A 20,047-nucleotide genomic window follows, 5' to 3' on the forward strand; every position below is an offset into this window, starting at 1 on the left:
ATTTATAACATGGATAAATATAAGGCATATGTAGTAGATGATGAATTAGAAAATATAGAGCTATTAAAGTTTTTTTTAAATAAATATTGCCTAAATATAGAAATTATTGGTGAATCTGATACATTTGAAAGTTGTATCACCTTTTTAAATGATACAAAACCAGATATTATATTTTTAGACATTAAATTAAATGACAAAAATGCATTTGATATTTTAGATCTAATTGATGCCTCAGAATCTGAAATTATTTTTGTTACTGCCTATCAAGAATTTGCGCCGAAGGCTTTTAAATATAATGCAATTGAATATGTTTTAAAACCAATTGCAATTGAAGATTTAATTTTATCCGTTAACAAAGCAATTGTAAGAATAGAAGAAAAAAAATTATTTAAAAATCAAATTTTAAATAATCTTCATTCCTTAAAAGAAAGACCCTCTAGTATAATAACAATTTCTTCTCTTGATAAAATTGATATTATAAAAAAAACCGATATATTATATTGTAAATCTGACGGAAGATACACTACTTTTTATTTATTGAACAAAATAGAAATTTTAGCCTGTAAAAATTTAGGTGAATATGAAATAGTCCTAAGCGATGATATGTTTTTTAGAATTCATAATTCTTATATAATAAATGTTTCGCATATTAAAAACATAAATAAAAAAGCAGGATACTATTGCGAAATGATTAATGGGGATTTGTTGCCAATTGCAAAAAGAAGGTATCAATCCTTTATAAATTTTTTAAATATTTTAAAAATTAATTTAAATTAACGCTTTGATTACTTATTAAAAACGCCAATTCGCCTATTCTTAATAATATTTAACAAAAATTGTATTCAGATTCGTTTTTAATTAAATCTTACTTATTCTCTATACAATTTTCTTCCCTCCCCAGACGTATCGAGACTTGATAAAATTACTCAAACTACTTCGCCTATTCGCCTTCAGCTCGAGTGACGTAAAATTGTCATTAAAAACTAGTTAACCCAACGGGTTAAAATATTTATTTAAAGGTGTTTGAGTAAGGTTTAAAATTTGAAGTCGTGTTTTAAAACAATCAAATTCTTTGCCAAGTGGCAAACCTCTTTTAGTAACTATGGCAAGATAAATTTCTGGAAACTTAAGTACCGTTTATTACTTAATTGAACTCAATTATTACAAAACGCATTATTTTGAAATTAAATGTGTTTAATTTGCAAATTAAAATAAATTTGCCTTAATCCTACTATATATTTATGTTCATATCTCCTAATTATAAATTTAGAAAAATTAATTTTATATTACTTTTAACTTTTCTTTTTTATTCTCAACTGTCTATTGCACAATGTACTCTGTTAACTCCATTAGGAAGTTCTTTTAGACCAAATTGCTCAGGAGATAGTGATGGTATAATTAGAATAACTAATATTGGTAGTCTTCCTGCAGACAATACTACTCAATATTTTGTGAGGCGATTAACACTAGACGGTAGTGCTGTAGACCCTAGTAATCCTAACCCTATAGCAGTTCCTATAGGTCAAACTACTATTGACATTACAGGTTTTGCTGCTGGAAGTTATCGTTTTGATGTTATTAAAGAAGGATGTTTAAATTCATCTTCTAATGATGTCACTGTAACCGTTCAAAATCCTGCAACTGCTGGAGCAGGTTTTTCATCTGCTATTAATAATGTTTTATGTGATAATTCAATTAGTTATGTATTTTCAATTCAAGTACCAATTGTAACTACCACTTATACATGGACACTTAGAAATAGTGCTAATCAAATCCTGACGGCTACAACTCCGACTACACAAACATTAGGAGGGGGAGGTATAGCTTATATTGATTCCCCTATTATTAATATTCCTATTTCTTTCTTTAACAACACCTCCTCCGTTAATTTGATTCTTTCTGATCCTTGTAGGACATGGTTAAACATAAATATTGCAAATCCTACAACTACTGCTTTTAAAATGAATAAATCAACCAATGTTGCTAGTGGTATTGATGATTATAGGATTAATCGAATAACTTCAGGTTGTAATAGAGGGTATCAAATAAGAAGAGATAGATGGTTAATGACCAATCCTATTACAGTACAAGTTAGAGAGACTGGCAATCCAACGGCTATTCCTAATGATTTTCTTGGAAATCCAATAAACGATAGAACTTATAACGTTTTACTTAAAACTAATGCAGTTACAAATAGTGTAGATAGATTAGCTACTACTACTACTTTACTACCGGCTATTGATACTGGAATAACAGGTTTAAAATATGGTACAAGCTATACCATAACCTATACTGATGCTTGCAGCCCCAGCAGAGTATTTACTGAAACTGTAATAGAAAATGAAACTTCACGGGTATTAACTTTCAGTTGTGATGCACCAAATAATGGGGCTGATATCTTCATGGATGATCTTCTTGGTTTGACTATAACTGGAACAGGTAATGATTTAACTTTTTTGAACAATCCCAAGTTAACCATATTAAGTGGTCCAGCAACATTTACAACGCAATCGGGTAAACATCCTGCACAAACCTATGCTATTAGTTACCCTTACGAACCTTTTGTCTCTTGGCCAACAAGTCAGGGTATTGCTAGGATAACTCTCCCGCCAGGAGAATATAGAATACGTATTACAGACAATTGTGGTTTTACTCAAGAAAATACTATATCTATTCTACAAACTTGTCCTACTCTTAGTGTAGGTTTAAGTCATACCGTAAATTATTGCGCGGCCACTATACCTAATACTGCAAATGTTGTCGTTAATTTGACTGCAAATATGCTTAGTCGTATTAGATATAAGTTATATAACTCAGCTAATACGGTAGTGGCTGGAACTGGTTCTGATAGTGGTAATTTTTTATTAAATCAACCTCAACAGCTAACTTTTAACAATTTAGCACCTGGAACTTATACTTTTCGATATGGATTAGCAAATGGTTTTACTCTACCTTTTATTAGTAGCTCTGGTATTTCTTTAAATAGATATACTGATGGTTTTATTTATGAATATGATATTGTTGTAGCGCCCACTAATTTTTCAGTTAGCACAGTTGTAGCGTGTGCAAACTCTGCTGTTGTAAATGTAACTGGAGGTAGTACTCCCTATCAATATAGCTTATTAGACGCTAGTGGTACTACTATTGTGCAACCACAACAACCAGCCAATACTTTTACAGGTTTATTAGTCGGAACTACATATACAGCTAAAGTTAGAGATGGTTGTGGTTTAGAAGCTTCTAGAGTTTTCACTGTAACACAACCTGCAGCGCCAACAATTGGTACTGTAACACAGGTTGCATGTCCTACACCTGTAACTAGTTCCATTCAATTAACAGGCTTACCAGTAGATGTTACAGCACCAATTAATAACTATACAATAACTACCTCACCAGGTGGGGCAACTTTTTCGGCAAATACAGCAACTTATTCAGTAACAGGATTACCAGCAGGAAGCTACACATTTACAGCCACGGTAGATGGTTGTGCCTCAAATGCATCAAGTGCTGCAGTTATAAATGCATTACCAGTTTGCCCAACAGCAGTAAATGATGTGAGAGGTTATGTTGTGGGTTCACCAGCAACAGTAAGTGTTTTATCAAACGATACTAGTGATTCTGCATTAAATCCAGCTTCAGTAAGTATTGTAGGAGGTACAGATGCTAATTCAGATGGATTCAATGATACAATAGTGGTTTCAGGTCAAGGAACTTGGAATGTAAATACAGCAACAGGACAAATAACATTTACGCCATTAGTTAGTTTTACAGGTTCGCCAACATCAATTTCTTATACAGTCCGTGATGTAGATGGAGATTTATCAAATGTAGCTACAATATCCTTAACAACTATTGGCACTACTCATACTACTTTATGTAGTGTAGATGCTATAACATATACCGTTAAAGTGAGAGTAAATATTGGTATAGCACCATATACCGCCTCAGGTAGCGGAGCTCCTGGCACATGGATTGGTAATGAATGGACTTCAGGCCCTATCCAAAATGGCACACCTTATAGTGTTACAATAACAGATAGTAATTTACCCATTAATAACGTTGCCGTAATTTCAGATGTTTCACCATACTGTTGTGCTTTTGACATAGCTTGTCCTACATTTCCAGTTACTACTGTTCAGTGTTATGCAGATATCCCAACTGCTACTTCATTAACTGAAGCCGAATTTGAAGTGCTAGGAAATGGAAATGGTAGAATTGGTAATTTTCCATGTGGTGTAATTGAAATTTCTGCTTTCAATAGTGCTGATTCAGGTACATGTATTCAAACAGTAACCCGTACTTATAGAATTACTGAATATGACGATACAAATGATAATAACATTAGAGATATTGGAGAAAATACAGTTTTAAACACTATAGATTGTACACAAACTATATCTGTACAAGACACCACAGCTCCTGCTTTTGTAGAAGCTTTACCAGCTAATGTAACAGTAGAGTGTACTGCAATTCCAACAGCACCTGTGTTGACCGCTACAGATAATTGTGGAGCGGCTACTGTATCTTACAACCAAGTAAGAGCAAATGGTACCTGTCCAAACAGCTATACCTTAACCAGAACATGGACTGCCACCGATGATTGCGGGTTGACTACTGTACATACACAAACTATAACCGTACAAGACACCACAGCTCCAACTTTTGTACAAGCTTTACCGGCTAATGTAACAGTAGAGTGTAGTGCAATTCCAACGACACCTGTGTTGACCGCTACAGATAATTGTGGTACAGCTACTGTGTCTTACAATGAACTAAGAACAAATGGTTCCTGTTCAAACAGCTATACATTAACCAGAATATGGACTGCCACTGATGCTTGCGGGTTGACTACTGTACATACACAAACTATAACCGTACAAGACACCACAGCTCCAACTTTTGTTGAAGCTTTACCAGCCAATGTAACAGTAGAGTGTAGTGCAATTCCAACGGCACCAGTGTTGACGGCTACCGATAATTGTGGTACAGCTACTGTGTCTTTCAATGAAACAACAACTGCTTTACCAAGTACATGTTCAAATTATACTCTTACAAGAACTTGGGTAGCTACAGACTTATGTGGATTAACAACGACTCACGTACAAACTTTAATCGTACAAGACACCACAGCTCCTACTTTTGTAGAAGCTTTACCAGCCAATGTAACAGTAGAGTGTAGTGCAATTCCAACGGCACCTGTGTTGACGGCTACCGATAATTGTGGAACAGCTACTGTATCTTACAATGAAACAACAACTGCTTTACCAAGTACATGTTCAAATTATACTCTTACAAGAACTTGGGTAGCTACAGACTTATGTGGATTAACAACGACTCACGTACAAACTTTAATCGTACAAGACACCACACCTCCTAGTTTTGTTGAAACTTTACCGGCTAATGTAATAGTAGAGTGTAGTGCAATTCCAACGGCACCTGTGTTGACCGCTACAGATAATTGTGGAACAGCTACTGTGTCTTACAATGAACTAAGAACAAATGGTTCCTGTTCAAACAACTATACTTTAACCAGAACATGGACTGCCACTGATATTTGTGGGTTGACTACCGTACATACACAAACTATAACCGTACAAGACACCACAGCTCCTACTTTTGTTGAAGCTTTACCGGCTAATGTAACAGTAGAGTGTACTGCAATCCCAACGGCACCTGTGTTGACCGCTACAGATAATTGTGGAACAGCTACTGTATCTTTCAATGAACTAAGAACAAATGGTTCCTGTTCAAACAACTATACATTAACCAGAACATGGACTGCTACTGATATTTGTGGAGTAACTAATGTTCATATACAAACAATAACAGTACAAGACACCACACCTCCTACTTTTGTAGAAGCTTTACCAGCTAATGTAACAGTAGAGTGTAATGCAATTCCAACGGCAGCAGTTTTAACTGCTATTGACAATTGTGGAACAGCAACTGTAGCGTACAATGAAGTAAGAACGAATGGTACATGTATAAATAATTATATTCTAACAAGAACATGGACTGCTGTTGATATTTGTGGAGTAACTAATGTACATACACAAACCATTACAGTTCAAGATACTACTCCTCCAGTTTTTGTAGAAGCCTTGCCAGCTAATATAACTGTAGAGTGTAATGCAGTACCGACAGCAGTAGTATTAACTGCTACTGATAACTGTGGAGTTGCTAATGTAACATACAGTCAAGTTAGAACACGTGGAAGATGTCCAAACAGCTTTTCATTAGCAAGAACTTGGACTGCAACAGATTCTTGTGGCTTAACAACAGTACATATACAAACTATAACGGTTGAAGATTCAACAGCACCTACTTTTGTAGAAGCTTTGCCAACAAATGTAACTGTAGAGTGTAATGCAATTCCAACAGCAGCAGTATTAACTGCTACTGACAATTGTGGTACAGCTGTTGTAACTTTCAATCAAGTAAGAACTAACGGTTCATGTCCTAACAATTATATTTTAACAAGAACTTGGACCGCTGCTGATGCTTGTGGTTTAATTACAGTACATACACAAACCATTACAGTTCAGGACAACACACCTCCAGTATTTGTAGAATCCTTACCAGCTAGAATAACGATAGACTGTAATGAATTACTTGTAGGAGCAGCTGCATTACTAACTGCTACAGATAATTGTGGTTTGGCTGCTGTAGTCTATACCGATATTATAACTTCAGGAAATTGCGCTAATAACTACACATTATTAAGAACATGGACAGCTACAGATGCATGCGGTTTAACAGCAATACAAACGCAAACCATTACAGTTCAAGATAACACACCTCCTAACTTTGTAGAGCCTTTACCAACAAATGTAACGGTTGATTGTAATGCAGTACCTACAGCAGCAGTTTTAACTGCGAAAGACAATTGCGGTACAGCCACTGTAACTTATAACGAAATTAGAACCGATGGAACCTGCATAAACAGTTATATTTTAAATAGAACATGGACAGCTACAGATGCTTGTGGTTTAACAAGGGTACATACACAAACTATATCAGTTCAAGATACAATAGCTCCAATTTTTGTAGAAGCTTTACCTTCCGATATCACAATTGAGTGTAATTCAGTTCCCACCGCAGTTGTTTTAACCGCTACGGATAATTGCGGTACAGCAACAGTTACATATAATGAAGTAACAACTCCTGATAGCTGTTCAAATAATTATACATTAATTAGAACCTGGACTGCTACTGACCAATGCGGTAATTCAACGACACACTCACAACGTGTTAACTTTGCTTGTCATGTAAAGATTTGGAATGCAGTTTCACCTAATGGTGATGGTAAAAACGACATTTTTTTTCTAGAAGGAATTGATTGTTATCCAAATAATACAGTTGAAATTTTTAATAGATGGGGAGTAAGAGTTTTTGAAGCGACAGGTTATGATAATATTTCTAAAGTTTTCACTGGCTACTCTGATGGAAGAAGTACAGTTTCAAGAAATGAATTATTACCAACTGGTGTTTATTTCTATATATTAAAATATGAGTATAGTAATGATAAACAAACAGGAATTCAAAACATTGAAAAGTCTGGTAATTTATATATCCTTAACAAATAGGTTGAATAATGAATTTTAAAACAAATTATATTCTAATTTTAATTATTGCTGTGTTAGGATTTGCAAACGAAATTTTTGCTCAACAGGATGCACAATACACACAATATATGTATAATCCTATGAATGTAAATCCTGCATATGCTGGTACTAGAGATGTTTTGAGTATTTTTGGCATGCATAGAACACAATGGGTTGGTTTAGATGGCGCGCCGGTTACCAATACATTTTCATTACATTCGCCTATAAAAGAAGGTAAATACGGAATAGGTATCTCTGTAATGTCTGATAAAATCGGACCTATAGATGAGAGCTCTCTTTCAATAGATTACGCCTATAAATTAAATTTATCAAATTCAATTCTTTCGTTTGGTTTAAAAGGACATTTTAATCTGTTAAATATAGATTATTCAAAATTAGATATTTATGACACATCTGACAATCAGTTTATGAATGATGTAGAAAATAAATTTTCTCCAAATATAGGCGCCGGATTATACTGGTACTCTGATCAATATTATGTAGGATTATCTGTACCTCGTATTTTAGAGACTAAGTATTATAATAATACAAATTTTTCATCTACCGCCAGAGAAAGAATGCATTATTACATAATGGGAGGGTATGTTTTTGATTTAAACAATAACATTAAGTTTAAACCTGCAATCTTATCAAAAATTGTTTCAGGAGCACCAGTTCAACTAGATTTGACTGCAAATTTCATGTTTTATGATAAGTTTATTATTGGAGGTGCTTATAGATTAGATGCTGCTTACAGTTTAATGGCTGGTTTTCAGGTTTCCAATAAGATATTAATTGGTTATGCTTATGACAAAGAAATATCTAAACTTTCTAATTTCAATTCTGGTTCTCATGAAATTTTCTTGAGATTTGAATTATTCGAAAATTCTACAAATGTATTTAACCCAAGATTCTTTTAAAAAACAATTTAATGAAAAAATATTTTGCAATTATATTACTTTTTTTAAGTTTTTGTGCTTTTTCACAAAATAAGGCAAAAGGAAATTCTAAATATGATAAACTAGCCTATATAGATGCAATTGAAGTCTATGAGAATGTGGCAAAAAAAGGACTCAAATCAAAAGAATTATTTGAAAAACTTGGAAACGCATACTATTTTAATGGAATGTTAGACAAGTCTAAAATCTGGTATGATAAACTTTTTGAATTTACAAGTGATATAGATGCAGAATACTATTTTAGATATGCCCAATCATTAAAAGCTGTCAGAGATTATGATAAAGCAGACATAATGATGGAACAATTTTTTCAACTAACTAATGATTATAGAGGTGAGTTATACATCAAAAATAAGTTATATTTAAAAGAAATTAAAGGAAATCAAGAAAGATATAAAATTGAAAATGCAGGTATTAATTCTTCAGAGTCTGATTATGGTTCCTATTTTTTAGGTAATAAAATGTACTTTGTTTCTTCTAGAAAATTTGTAAAAAATACAAATAAACTAGATAGCTGGACAAATCAAAATTTTACTAATCTCATGTCTGCAGAATTTGATTCAATTGCTAATGTTGTTCATATTGATGAGTTAACAGATGAAATAAATACCAAATACCATGAGTCTTCTTTAATTTTTACGAAAGATGGGAAAACCATGTATTTTACAAGAAATAATTATTACAAAAAGAAAATCGGATATAATGAAAAAAAAATAGTCTTATTGAAACTTTATAAAGCTTCATTAATTAATAATAAATGGGATAAAATAATTGAACTTCCGTTCAATAGTGATGAATATAATATTGCTCATCCAGCACTTAGTAATGATGAAAAGACTATGTATTTTGCGTCAGATATGCCAGGTGGTTATGGAGAATCAGACTTGTACAAAATATCAATTAATGATGACGGAACTTTTGGCAAACCAATTAATTTAGGTCCAAAAATAAATACAAAATCAAGAGAAACATTTCCTTACATAAATAAGAGTGATGAACTATATTTTGCCTCCGATGGTCACGTTGGTTTGGGTGGATTAGATTTGTTTAAATCTATACCAGATAAGAACGGTGAGTTTACTCTGTTCGAAAATTTAGGTGAACCTGTAAATAGTGAGAAAGATGATTTTGGATTTTCCGAAAGCCCCTTTGAAAAGATTTTTTTTATTTCCTCTAACAGAAATGGTGGAAAAGGCTACGATGATATTTACAAGTTAATAGAACAAGATAAGCCAGAAGAAATTGTTCTTGAACAAATTGTAGTAGATGCCAATACAAGAAAACCTCTTGAAAATGTGAAAATTAGCATATATGATTCAAATTATAATTTGATTAATGAGACAGTAACTGATAACCTAGGGGGATTTAAAACAAGTAAAATTAGAAAAGACAGAGAATACATTATTAAAATAGAGTATCCAGATTATTTTACCTCAGAGAAAAGGTATAAAGGAAATGACTATGTGGTTAAAGGAGTTTTACCAATCAACCCTAAATTAATTGCAGTTGATTATGGCGATGATTTAATTAAATTGTTGAATCTTAGTATCTACTTTGATTTAGATAAATATTTTATTAGGCCTGACGCTGAAGTTGAACTAGCAATGCTAATTAAAGTAATGTTAAAATACCCACAGTTAAAAGTACATATTAAATCACATACTGACAGCAGACAAAGTGATTCTTATAATTTAAAATTATCTGATTTAAGAGCAAAAGCTACTAGAAATTATATGATTAAAAAGGGAGTTCCTAAAGATAGAATATCTGCTAAAGGATACGGTGAAACTGAGTTGTTAAACAAATGTTCGAATGGGGTTCCATGTTCAAAGGAAGAACACCAACTAAATAGAAGAAGTGAGTTTATTATTATTAAATAATGAATTGTTTTTTAAACTTATGTTTAAGTAATTCTAATAATTTAATAGCCAAATTAATAAGGATTTATTGCCCCCTCCTTTTTAATTTTGGCTTTTATTTTTTGTACATAATATTTAATTGAATTAAAAAATATTTTTTTGGTTTTATCCAATTGTCTATTTCAATTTATAAAAATCAATTATCATTTTATCTATATTAAATTTTATTTCAAAATAGTATTCAAATATAAATGTCCAATTAATTATTTTAATTTATTTAAAGGCGTTTGTATATATTATATATAGTAAAGGAGAGGCTATTAGCCTCTCCTTTAAATCAATAATTAATTAACCAACATTAGTATAAAAAAATTTAATTTATACTAATTTTTAAATCAAACAATTCATGATGACAAACAAAACTGTTTAATTCTACTTCCAAATATTTATTAAATAAATCCGTTTATTTTAGATATACTAATTTTAAGAATTCAAAAACAATTATGCTACGGAAATTTTATAAGAAAAAATTATGTTAATAATATAAGCTTATTTATAAATTAATTTCCAAAAAAACAGTATTAACAAAATTTAAATATTTCTTCTTATAAATTATAAACTAATGACTCTTCATTTATCAATTTAATTAAAATACTTGTGGCTACATTGCCAAAACCTCTATACTGTTTTATTTTTAAAACCTCTATTTTTTTTAAATCATCAATTGTAAATTCCGACTTATTTTCAGCATAAACGTCTTTAAAATAATATTTTATTGCTTTTATTGCATCAGATCGAAAAAATCTATCAAGAGGTATTGCTTTATTTTTTTGCATTCTGATATTGAATAAACAAAATATTTTTTCTTTAAAATATTGTTTGTTATATATAATTTTAAATAAAAATTGTTGGGTAAGGCTCATAAATAAGTTTGGGATAATTATAATATAATTCTTGAAATATAAAATTTTGGATTATAGACCTTCACCCCTTAAGTCCGGTCTGCAAGCCCCACACACGCTAATTTCAAAAAAAAGAAGAATTGAAATTAATAATCCAAAATTTATTTATGATATAAATTAAATTTAATTTAATAAGTATTATTAATACTAAAGAATTAAATTGGGGGCAATGATTAATTCTTTTGCATAATTTTATTATACAAATATCTCTATTTGATTCGTAAGCAGGTTGTGGTAATAAATAAATCTACTATCTTGTGTATTAAAGTTGCTATTGCGTGTAATAAATGGGATTTAAGTTACTTAATTATTTACTTCTATTACATTTACTTAACTTGCAATATTTGGAATAGTCTTTATGTTATTTTTTAAGCTACTTTAATGTCGTATTACAAGAATTTACAACCCTATTATTATATTTCAAGTATAAATTTTATGAAGTTCGACAATACCAGAACATACAGTCTCAATTAAGATATTTTAATACCTAATTGATAAATTTTGAAGATATCCCATCATTTAGAGAAGAATTATATTTGAACGTCTTGTAGATTTTTACCCAGCTATTTTTTTTATATTAAAAGGTAATTATTGTTTAATTTTGCTCCTATTTAAATTAATTTATATAAGCTGTCCGATATTATTTTTTTATAATTTTTTTTAACCACATTAATACAATGTGAAAATTTTACAAAACATAGTGTTTTTAAGTTGTATGGATATGTTTTTTTTAAACTAGAACCAAAAGAAATCTCTATAAAAACATAGTGCGATAAATCGTTGAAAAACGATTGTGATCTTAAAGGAATAATTATTTGTTTGTAATGACTTTAATTATTTCCATTTTAGAAATTAATTCTTTAGGTAATCTAAAGAAATAATTTTAGCCTTTCTTTTTATCACTTTACTAATTCTTTATATATTGAATTGCTTATTTAATATTTTAAGAAGTAGAAACAAACATAACTTAATCTAATCGTTCAAAGTATAGTTTTTGTGTATCTATTGAATATAATTTTTGTTCTCATTAAGGTTTGCTTTACAATTGTTAGTTTATAAAGCATTTTAATTAGTACAAACTTTATTTGTTTTCAATTTCAAATAATTAAATAGGATCAATTCTATTTATATAGAATAACAATAATCATTGTTTATTTTGAGATTTGGTATCTTGAAGAGGTTTGGAATAGAGTTTGGGAAAATAATTAGTATTATCTTTCACTAAGCAAAATTCTTTTTTTCTTTAATTGTTGTTTATTGTTTTAGGATAATGAATCTAATTTTTTTAATAGTCAGAACAAACAATAATTGAATTAAATATTTGTTTAGTTTTTTTCAACGTACTTATAAAATACAATTACATCTTCTTCAATATCATATCTATAGTAAATGTCTTTTATTCTTCGTAATGATCGATACAGTTTTTCATTCGGGAGGTATTGTTTTATATCCATGTAAATATTTCTATTAAAGCCAATTGCTTTTGCTACTTTGGCATCAACCTTGTATATTTTATGTAGGATGAAATTATCAGCGATTTCATAATTTATCTTTAGTTCTTTTTCCAATTCATAGATTTCTAGATTTTTTTCTCTATCCCACAAATAATGGCATCTGTTTTTGCAACTGGTAGTGCAAAATAGTTTCTTTGGATTTTCGAAGTATTGAATAATCGATTCACATTCTGGGTTCAAACAGTTTCTTTCTTTTCTAATCATTTTTATTTAATTTTGTATTTATTTGCAAATTTAATATTTTTTATATTACATTTGTGTAACAAAATAAAACAAAATGATATCTATTCTCGAATATTACCCATTACTAACAGAAAAGAAAATTCCTTTAAAACCATTAGACATAAATCCTAGGGTGTATTTCAATTGGAAACAAGAAGGTTTGTTAAACGAAAAAGCTCTTGATGCAAATGAGGAAAAAATAGATGTTCAAAGAAGAAAAGTATTTCTAAATGTATTTGATGCACTATGGGTACTTATCATTAAAGAACTAAGAAATTTAAACATTGATTTAAAAACAATTCTAGAGTTAAAAAAGTTTCTATTTTCAATTGTACAAATGGATTTTGAAAAAGTAGGATCGCCTTCATTTGATGAACTTATTGCTTCTTTTTTAGAAACGATTCCTTTGGAGTTTCATAATGATTTTAAAGCGCAATTTTCTAAAGAAAACATGCCTTTTCTATTAAATAAAGTTACTGATGAGGAATCAATTATTGCTTTTACATACATTGGCAGTTTACTGACCAATGTTTTGGCATTGAAAAAAGCGGTTTCGATTGTTATTATAAAAGAAACTAAAACATCTGAATTGGATTTCTTAATTGCTGAAAACAATAATAATGCATCAGTTGAAGAAAAAAATCAACTATATGAACAATATGCTACGCATTTTTCAAATCATACTCTAATTAACCTTCCGATTTTGCCACTGGTAAGTAGATTATTTGAAGAGGAAAATTTTGAAAAGTATTGTATTTCCTTTGGATTGTTTAACTCACATGAAAAAAAATTGTTAAAAGCATTACATGATGCAAGTTGTAAAAAAATTTCAATTATTAAATACGATTCTGACCGTATTACTTTTGACTTTACAAAAGAAATCGATATAAAAGGAGACCATGCAAAAGAAATAAGAAAGATACTTGGTTTAAAACAATATGAGAAAGTAGAACTAACCTACCGAAACGATAAACATTTAGTGATTAAAAATACGCAAAGAGAAAATAATTAAAATAAATACGTCCTAGGTATCCCCTAGCACATAATCGACTTATAACAAAAACAAGTATGTCCTACTTCTTTTTGCCTTAGAGTCAAATGGACATAGAAAAAGCCAAACAAATTGTAAATAAAAACAGAGACAAAAAATTAACAGAACAACAAATTAAAGAAGTACTTGCACTAGCAGAGATGCTAGCAAGTTGTAATATTAACAATTTTAAAACAGCCAACCAAAAATGAAAAATGTTATACTTTACGTGCGAGTGTCCACTGATGAGCAAGCAGGAAGAGGGTATTCGCTCAGAGACCAAGAGCAAAAGTTGCTTAATTATTGTCAAAACAATAATTTAAACGTGCTGCATATTTTCAGGGAAGACTACTCAGCCAAAACGTTCAAACGACCTGAGTTTAAGAAATTGTTAGAGTACTGCAAAAAAAACAAAAAGGACGTACATCAACTGATTTTCATCAAATGGGACAGATTCTCTAGAAACACAGCTGAATCCTATCAAATGATTGGTATATTCAATCAATTAGCCATTCAAGTAAATGCTATTGAACAACCTTTGGATTTAACCATTCCAGAGCAAGGATTGATGCTAGCGGTATATCTTTCGATGCCAGAGGTAGAAAATCAACGTCGCTCACTGAATGTTATATCAGGAATGCGAAGAGCTTTCAAAGAAGGACGATATGTTGGAAGTGCTCCCAAAGGGTATGATAACGGAAAAGATGCTGTTAAAAAGCCTCTTTTGATTCCCAATGATGATGCTAAATACATTCAGGAAGCCTTTGAGATGATGGCAACAGGAAATTATCAACGTAATGAGGTATTTTTCAAATTAAAATATAAAGGTTTTCAATCCAGTAAATCTGTCTTTGCAAACATTTTAAACAATCATTTGTACTATGGAGGAGTGTTTATAAAAGCCTATAAAGACGAAAAGGAAACCATTGTAGAAGGAATTCACGAACCTATTATCACCAAAGCATTATTTGATAAAGTACAGCAAGTGATGTACAAAAGAAAAAATGGAATTAAGAAAGTTCCTAAAGCACACAATGAGAATTTTCCTTTAAAAGGATTTTTGTTATGTCCTATTTGCAACAAACAAATGACTGCTAGTAAATCCAAGGGAAGAACACAGTACTACAACTATTATCATTGCATAAGCCCATGTAAGGGAAGATATACTTCAGAAGAAGTACATCAACAAGTAAATGACTTTTTAGGGGATTTGTCATTTGATAAGCAATTCCAAGAATTGTATTTTGAAATCATCAAAGAGAAATTAACAGAAGATACCAAGCAAAAAGCATTAGGAGCCAAGCACTATGAAAATCTAAACTCAATTGAGGATAAATTAATTAAGCTTCAAGATTTGTACATTGATGGTGATATGGATAAAGCAAGTTATGAATCCGCAAAACAACGTTACGAAAATATACGAGCAGAACTCAAATCCAAAGAAAGTACTTCGGAGGACAGTAAACAGCTAGTTGAATTGTACAATAGAGCCACTAAAAAATTCATAGGTATTGATATTCAATACAATAAATCTAATCTGGAGCAAAAAAGAAAGATAATTGGTTCGATATTTGAAAAAAATATTCAATTCGAAAATAAAAAAGTTCGAACCGCTAGTTTGAATCCAATCTTAAATGAAATAGCCAGTATTAACAAGGGATTAGAAGGGATAAAAAAAAAGGATTTAACTAAAAAATTAGTTAAATCCTCTATGGTGACCGCGGCAGGGTTCGAACCTGCAACCCTCAGAGCCGAAATCTGATATTCTATCCAGTTGAACTACGCAGTCAGGGTATTAACGATATTCGCTTCGTTCCGTTCGGATTCGCCTCGGATCGAATTACGAATTACGAAATTAAGATAATAATTTTTTGACAATAGTCGAGATGGTTTTACCATCAGCTTTTCCAGCTAATTCAGCAGAAGCTAAGCCCATCACTTTACCCATAGCTGCCATGCCTGAAGCACCATTATCTGCAATAATTTTAGCGACTACAGCTGCTACTTCCTCTTCTGATAATTGAGCAGGTAAGAATTTTTCAATTACAGCTGCTTGTAACAATTCCGGCTCGGCTAAATCAGGACGCCCTTGTTCGGTGTAGATATTGGCACTGTCTTTACGTTGTTTTACCAAACGTTGTAACAATTTAATTTCTTCGTCGGCACTGATTTCTTCTTTGGCACCAGTTTCAGTTTGTGCTAAAAGCAAAGCTGATTTCACGGCACGTAATGATTCTAAAGCAACAGTATCTTTGGCTCTCATGGCGTTTTTAATTTCGTCCATGATTTGTGTAGCTAAACTCATATTTTCTATTTTTTTGTGTTTGATTTTTGTATGCCAGATTGTAATAAAGCAAAAAAGCTATTGACTATTGCTGGACTAAGGTTCGCAAATTTAGAACAATTTACCCGAACTAACAAAAGATAGATTGCTGCGGAATTTGGGTAAAAAAATAACCCGAAAATCAATAAATTTCGGGTTAGTCTTGGTTTTGGTTAGTGGGTATGTTTTTAATCTACATTATCATGCAAATACGAGTTGTTTGAACGCAACTGCAAATCGTTGTTGCTGTCGGTTCCAACTGATATTCTCGAATTATTTGCAGCTGTTTGATTCGTAGAAAGTTCAACGCCTAATCTTTTGTAGGCTGGTTCTTTTTCATACTCATCAATTTTTGACACGTTATTGTGAAATTTATAATTGAATTCTTTCAACTTTCTTCTTCTCTCATCGGCACGTGCGCGCAACGTTTCTTCAATAGTCATTTCCATTGGAGAAATTGATTCAAACTCAGAAGCATTGATGGTTGATTCTTCGATCGCTTTCATCGTAATGTTCAACTCTTCAGGAACCACTTCGGTTACTTTTTGAATAGTTGCAGCGGCTGCAAAATCGTGTTCTGTTTCCATGTACTCTTCTAACGAATGACGGATAACTCCGTTTTCAGCCACTTCAGTAACCGGTACAAATTGAATCGGATCAACTACATTGATATCTTTGATTTCATTGTCAGTCAATTCAAAAATCACTTTGTTATCATTAACCGCTGGTTCTGATGTAAACAAAGGCAAATCGAAAGAGAAAGTAGCTTGTTCTTCGATTTGAACTGCTTTTGGCTGTGCTGTTTCGATAGCATGTGCCTCAGGCGTTGTAAACGTAAAATCGATGTCATTAATTGGCGAAACGATTTCAAAAGTCACATCTAAATTTTTGATGAATTCAGACATTACGATCAAATCATTTTCGTTGGTTATTGGTTCGTAAGCTGCAACTACCGGTTCAGCCACTTCGGCAACCACTGGCGCTTCTTCTTCCAATAATTCAAATACAATTCTTTCTTCTGTAGCTCCTGGAGTTTCAGCATTTAAATCGAATGCAGGAACGGTAGAATTAGATAAGTTATGGGTAATTTTTTGCTCATCTTCTAAAGCGTGGATGATTTTTTTAGGCTCCGAATTTACGATTTCATTTTGTTGCTCCAAGTCAAAACCCGTAGCAATAACAGTTACTGCGATAGCATCTCCAAGAGATTCATCTTCACCAACTCCCATGATAATATTCGCATTGAAACCTGCTTCCGATTGGATATGATCATTGATTTCACCAATTTCGTCCAAAGTGATTTCATTAGTTCCAGAAACGATAAGCAACAATACGTTTTTGGCACCTGTAATTTTGTTGTCATTCAATAAAGGAGAATCCAAAGCAGAAATAATAGCATCTTTCGCTCTAGTTGTCCCTTCAGCTATTGCAGAACCCATAATAGCTGTTCCACTATTAGATAATACCGTTTTAGCATCGCGTAAATCGATATTTTGAGTATAGTGGTGTGTAATTACTTCGGCAATACCTCTTGAGGCTGTTGCCAATACTTCGTCTGCTTTAGAAAAACCTGCTTTGAAACCTAAGTTTCCGTATACTTCTCTTAATTTGTTGTTATTAATAACAATAAGTGAATCTACTTGTTTGCGCAATTTTTCAATACCAATTAAGGCTTGTTCTTGACGTACTTTACCTTCAAAAACAAAAGGAAGCGTTACGATACCAACGGTAAGAATATCACGTTCTTTAGCCAATTGAGCAATTACAGGCGCGGCACCAGTTCCAGTACCACCTCCCATACCGGCAGTGATAAATACCATTTTTGTATTTTGATCCAACATTTTTTCAATATCAGAAATACTTTCAATAGCCGATTGTTGTCCTACATCTGGATTTGCTCCAGCACCCAATCCTTCGGTCAAGTGAACACCTAACTGAATTTTGTTAGGCACCGCACTATTTTGCAAGGCTTGTGAATCAGTATTACAAACAATAAAATCTACTCCTTTGATTCCTTGTTTAAACATGTGGTTGATGGCGTTGCTCCCGCCGCCTCCAACACCTATTACTTTGATAACATTTGATTGGTTCTTTGGTAAATCAAATGAAATACTTCCAAATTCTGAGTTGCTCATCATTTTATTTGGTTTTTGCTATTTGTTATTAATTTTATATTGTCTGAGGCTAAGCCTTTATTCTGCGTTATCTAAGAAATCTTTGATTTTATCTACATACTTGTCAAAAAATGATCTTCTAATTTGAGTTTCTGTCGACTTGTCTTTGGTTTCTGCTTTGGTAATTTCATCTGATTCTATTTCAGCTTGAACTACTTCATTGGTTTCCATTACTGGCGCTTTATAGACTGGCATTTCTGGGGCTTGAGCCTGGTCTATTCTAACCGCACTCTGTGTTTTATTTTCGATGCTATTCATCACTAAACCAACGGCAGTTGCATATAATGGACTTGATATTTCTTCGCTTGAATTGCCTGCTAAATGCTCGTTTGGATACCCAATTCTAGTATCCATTCCAGTAATGTATTCTACCAATTGCTTAATGTGTTGCAATTGAGATCCACCACCTGTTAAAACAATTCCTGCAATTAATTTTTTTCTTGGGTCCTCATGACCGTAAGCTTTAATTTCAACATAAACTTGTTCAATTATTTCCACAACACGAGCGTGAATAATTTTGGACAAATTCTTTAACGAAATTTCTTTTGGCTCTCTACCTCTTAAACCTGGAATAGAAACGATTTCATTTTCTTTATTTTCTCCAGGCCAAGCAGAACCAAATTTCACTTTCAATAATTCGGCTTGTTTTTCAATAATAGAACAACCCTCTTTAATGTCGTCAGTAATTACATTCCCTCCGAAAGGAATTACTGCAGTGTGACGAATAATACCATCTTTAAAAATGGCTAAATCTGTTGTTCCACCACCAATATCAATCAAGGCAACACCCGCTTCTTTTTCTTCTTGGCTCAAAACCGCATCCGATGAAGCTAATGGTTCCAATGTCAAACCGGATAGTTCAATTCCAGAATCGTGAATACAACGTCCTACGTTTCTAATTGACGAAGCCTGTCCTACCACAACGTGAAAACTAGACTCTAAACGCCCACCATACATCCCAATTGGTTCTTTTATTTCGGATTGTCCGTCAATTTTAAATTCTTGAGGCAATACGTGAATAATTTCTTCACCAGGAAGCATTGCTAATTTATTAACTTGATCAATCAACAATTGAATATCATTCCCTCCAATCACTTCTTCAGGATTACTTCTGCTGATGTAATCGGTATGTTGAATACTGCGAATATGTTGTCCAGCAATCCCTACAACACAATCTTTTATTTTATAACCCGAATTGTTTTCGGCTTCTTGAACAGCATGCTGAATGGATTGAATTGTTTGCGTAATGTTATTGACAACACCTCTCGCCACACCTAAACTTTTGGATTTTCCAACACCCAAAATTTCTAGTTTACCGTACTCATTTTTCTTGCCAATCATGGCAACAATTTTGGTAGTTCCAATATCTAAACCTACTGCAATATTCTCTTTTTCCATTA

Annotated in this window: 12 protein-coding genes and 1 tRNA gene; 7 read left to right on the top strand and 6 right to left on the bottom strand. The window is 32.0% G+C overall.

Going from position 1 to position 20,047, the window contains the following annotated elements; all coding sequences use genetic code 11:
• Positions 1 to 9: 9 nt before the first annotated feature.
• The 4 genes from LPC21_RS00660 (at position 10) to LPC21_RS00675 (ending at position 10,443) form a co-directional block, all read left to right on the top strand.
• Positions 10 to 777 (top strand): LytR/AlgR family response regulator transcription factor, encoded by a 768-nt coding sequence (locus LPC21_RS00660; protein ID WP_229317429.1) that lies wholly within the window; start codon positions 10 to 12, stop codon positions 775 to 777.
• Between the two features lie 464 nt (positions 778 to 1,241).
• Complete coding sequence (locus LPC21_RS00665; RefSeq protein ID WP_229317431.1) at positions 1,242 to 7,586, top strand: HYR-like domain-containing protein; 6,345 nt, start codon at positions 1,242 to 1,244, stop codon at positions 7,584 to 7,586.
• 8 nt (positions 7,587 to 7,594) lie between these two features.
• Complete coding sequence (locus LPC21_RS00670) at positions 7,595 to 8,524, top strand: PorP/SprF family type IX secretion system membrane protein (RefSeq protein WP_229317433.1); 930 nt, start codon at positions 7,595 to 7,597, stop codon at positions 8,522 to 8,524.
• Positions 8,525 to 8,535: 11 nt separating this feature from the next.
• Positions 8,536 to 10,443, top strand: a complete 1,908-nt coding sequence (locus tag LPC21_RS00675; protein WP_229317434.1) for an OmpA family protein — start codon at positions 8,536 to 8,538, stop codon at positions 10,441 to 10,443.
• Positions 10,444 to 11,027: 584 nt separating this feature from the next.
• Here LPC21_RS00675 and LPC21_RS00680 read toward each other — a convergent pair.
• Positions 11,028 to 11,345, bottom strand: a complete 318-nt coding sequence (locus LPC21_RS00680) for a hypothetical protein (protein ID WP_229317436.1) — start codon at positions 11,343 to 11,345, stop codon at positions 11,028 to 11,030.
• Between the two features lie 1,364 nt (positions 11,346 to 12,709).
• Entirely contained in the window at positions 12,710 to 13,102 is a 393-nt protein-coding gene (locus LPC21_RS00685; RefSeq protein ID WP_229317438.1) for a hypothetical protein, read from the bottom strand.
• Positions 13,103 to 13,175: 73 nt separating this feature from the next.
• Here LPC21_RS00685 and LPC21_RS00690 point away from each other — a divergent pair, with 73 nt between their 5' ends.
• The 3 genes from LPC21_RS00690 (at position 13,176) to LPC21_RS10300 (ending at position 15,912) form a co-directional block, all read left to right on the top strand.
• Positions 13,176 to 14,132 carry a hypothetical protein gene (locus tag LPC21_RS00690; RefSeq protein ID WP_229317440.1) on the top strand — a complete coding sequence of 319 codons (957 nt, stop codon included), beginning with the start codon at positions 13,176 to 13,178 and terminating at the stop codon, positions 14,130 to 14,132.
• A gap of 86 nt (positions 14,133 to 14,218) precedes the next feature.
• Positions 14,219 to 14,362, top strand: a complete 144-nt coding sequence (locus tag LPC21_RS00695; RefSeq protein ID WP_229317442.1) for a hypothetical protein — start codon at positions 14,219 to 14,221, stop codon at positions 14,360 to 14,362.
• A complete protein-coding gene (locus LPC21_RS10300) occupies positions 14,359 to 15,912 on the top strand; it encodes a recombinase family protein (protein ID WP_420828065.1) in 1,554 nt (517 codons plus the stop codon). The genes LPC21_RS00695 and LPC21_RS10300 overlap by 4 nt, the downstream gene beginning before the upstream one ends.
• Here LPC21_RS10300 and LPC21_RS00700 read toward each other — a convergent pair.
• The 4 genes from LPC21_RS00700 to ftsA form a co-directional block, all read right to left on the bottom strand.
• A tRNA-Arg gene (locus tag LPC21_RS00700) sits at positions 15,863 to 15,939 on the bottom strand. The two genes, LPC21_RS10300 and LPC21_RS00700, sit on opposite strands and share 50 nt — an antisense overlap.
• A 66-nt stretch (positions 15,940 to 16,005) precedes the next feature.
• The gene (locus LPC21_RS00705) at positions 16,006 to 16,455 is read right to left on the bottom strand and encodes a GatB/YqeY domain-containing protein (RefSeq protein WP_229317443.1); all 450 of its coding nucleotides are present in this window, start codon (positions 16,453 to 16,455) and stop codon (positions 16,006 to 16,008) included.
• Positions 16,456 to 16,661: 206 nt separating this feature from the next.
• Positions 16,662 to 18,611: a cell division protein FtsZ gene (gene ftsZ / locus LPC21_RS00710; RefSeq protein ID WP_229317445.1), complete on the bottom strand. Its 1,950-nt coding sequence runs from the start codon at positions 18,609 to 18,611 to the stop codon at positions 16,662 to 16,664.
• A gap of 54 nt (positions 18,612 to 18,665) precedes the next feature.
• The gene (ftsA, locus tag LPC21_RS00715) at positions 18,666 to 20,045 is read right to left on the bottom strand and encodes a cell division protein FtsA (RefSeq protein WP_229317447.1); all 1,380 of its coding nucleotides are present in this window, start codon (positions 20,043 to 20,045) and stop codon (positions 18,666 to 18,668) included.
• Positions 20,046 to 20,047 lie beyond the last annotated feature (2 nt).

The organism is Flavobacterium ammoniigenes (assembly GCF_020886055.1).
GTDB lineage: Bacteria > Bacteroidota > Bacteroidia > Flavobacteriales > Flavobacteriaceae > Flavobacterium > Flavobacterium ammoniigenes.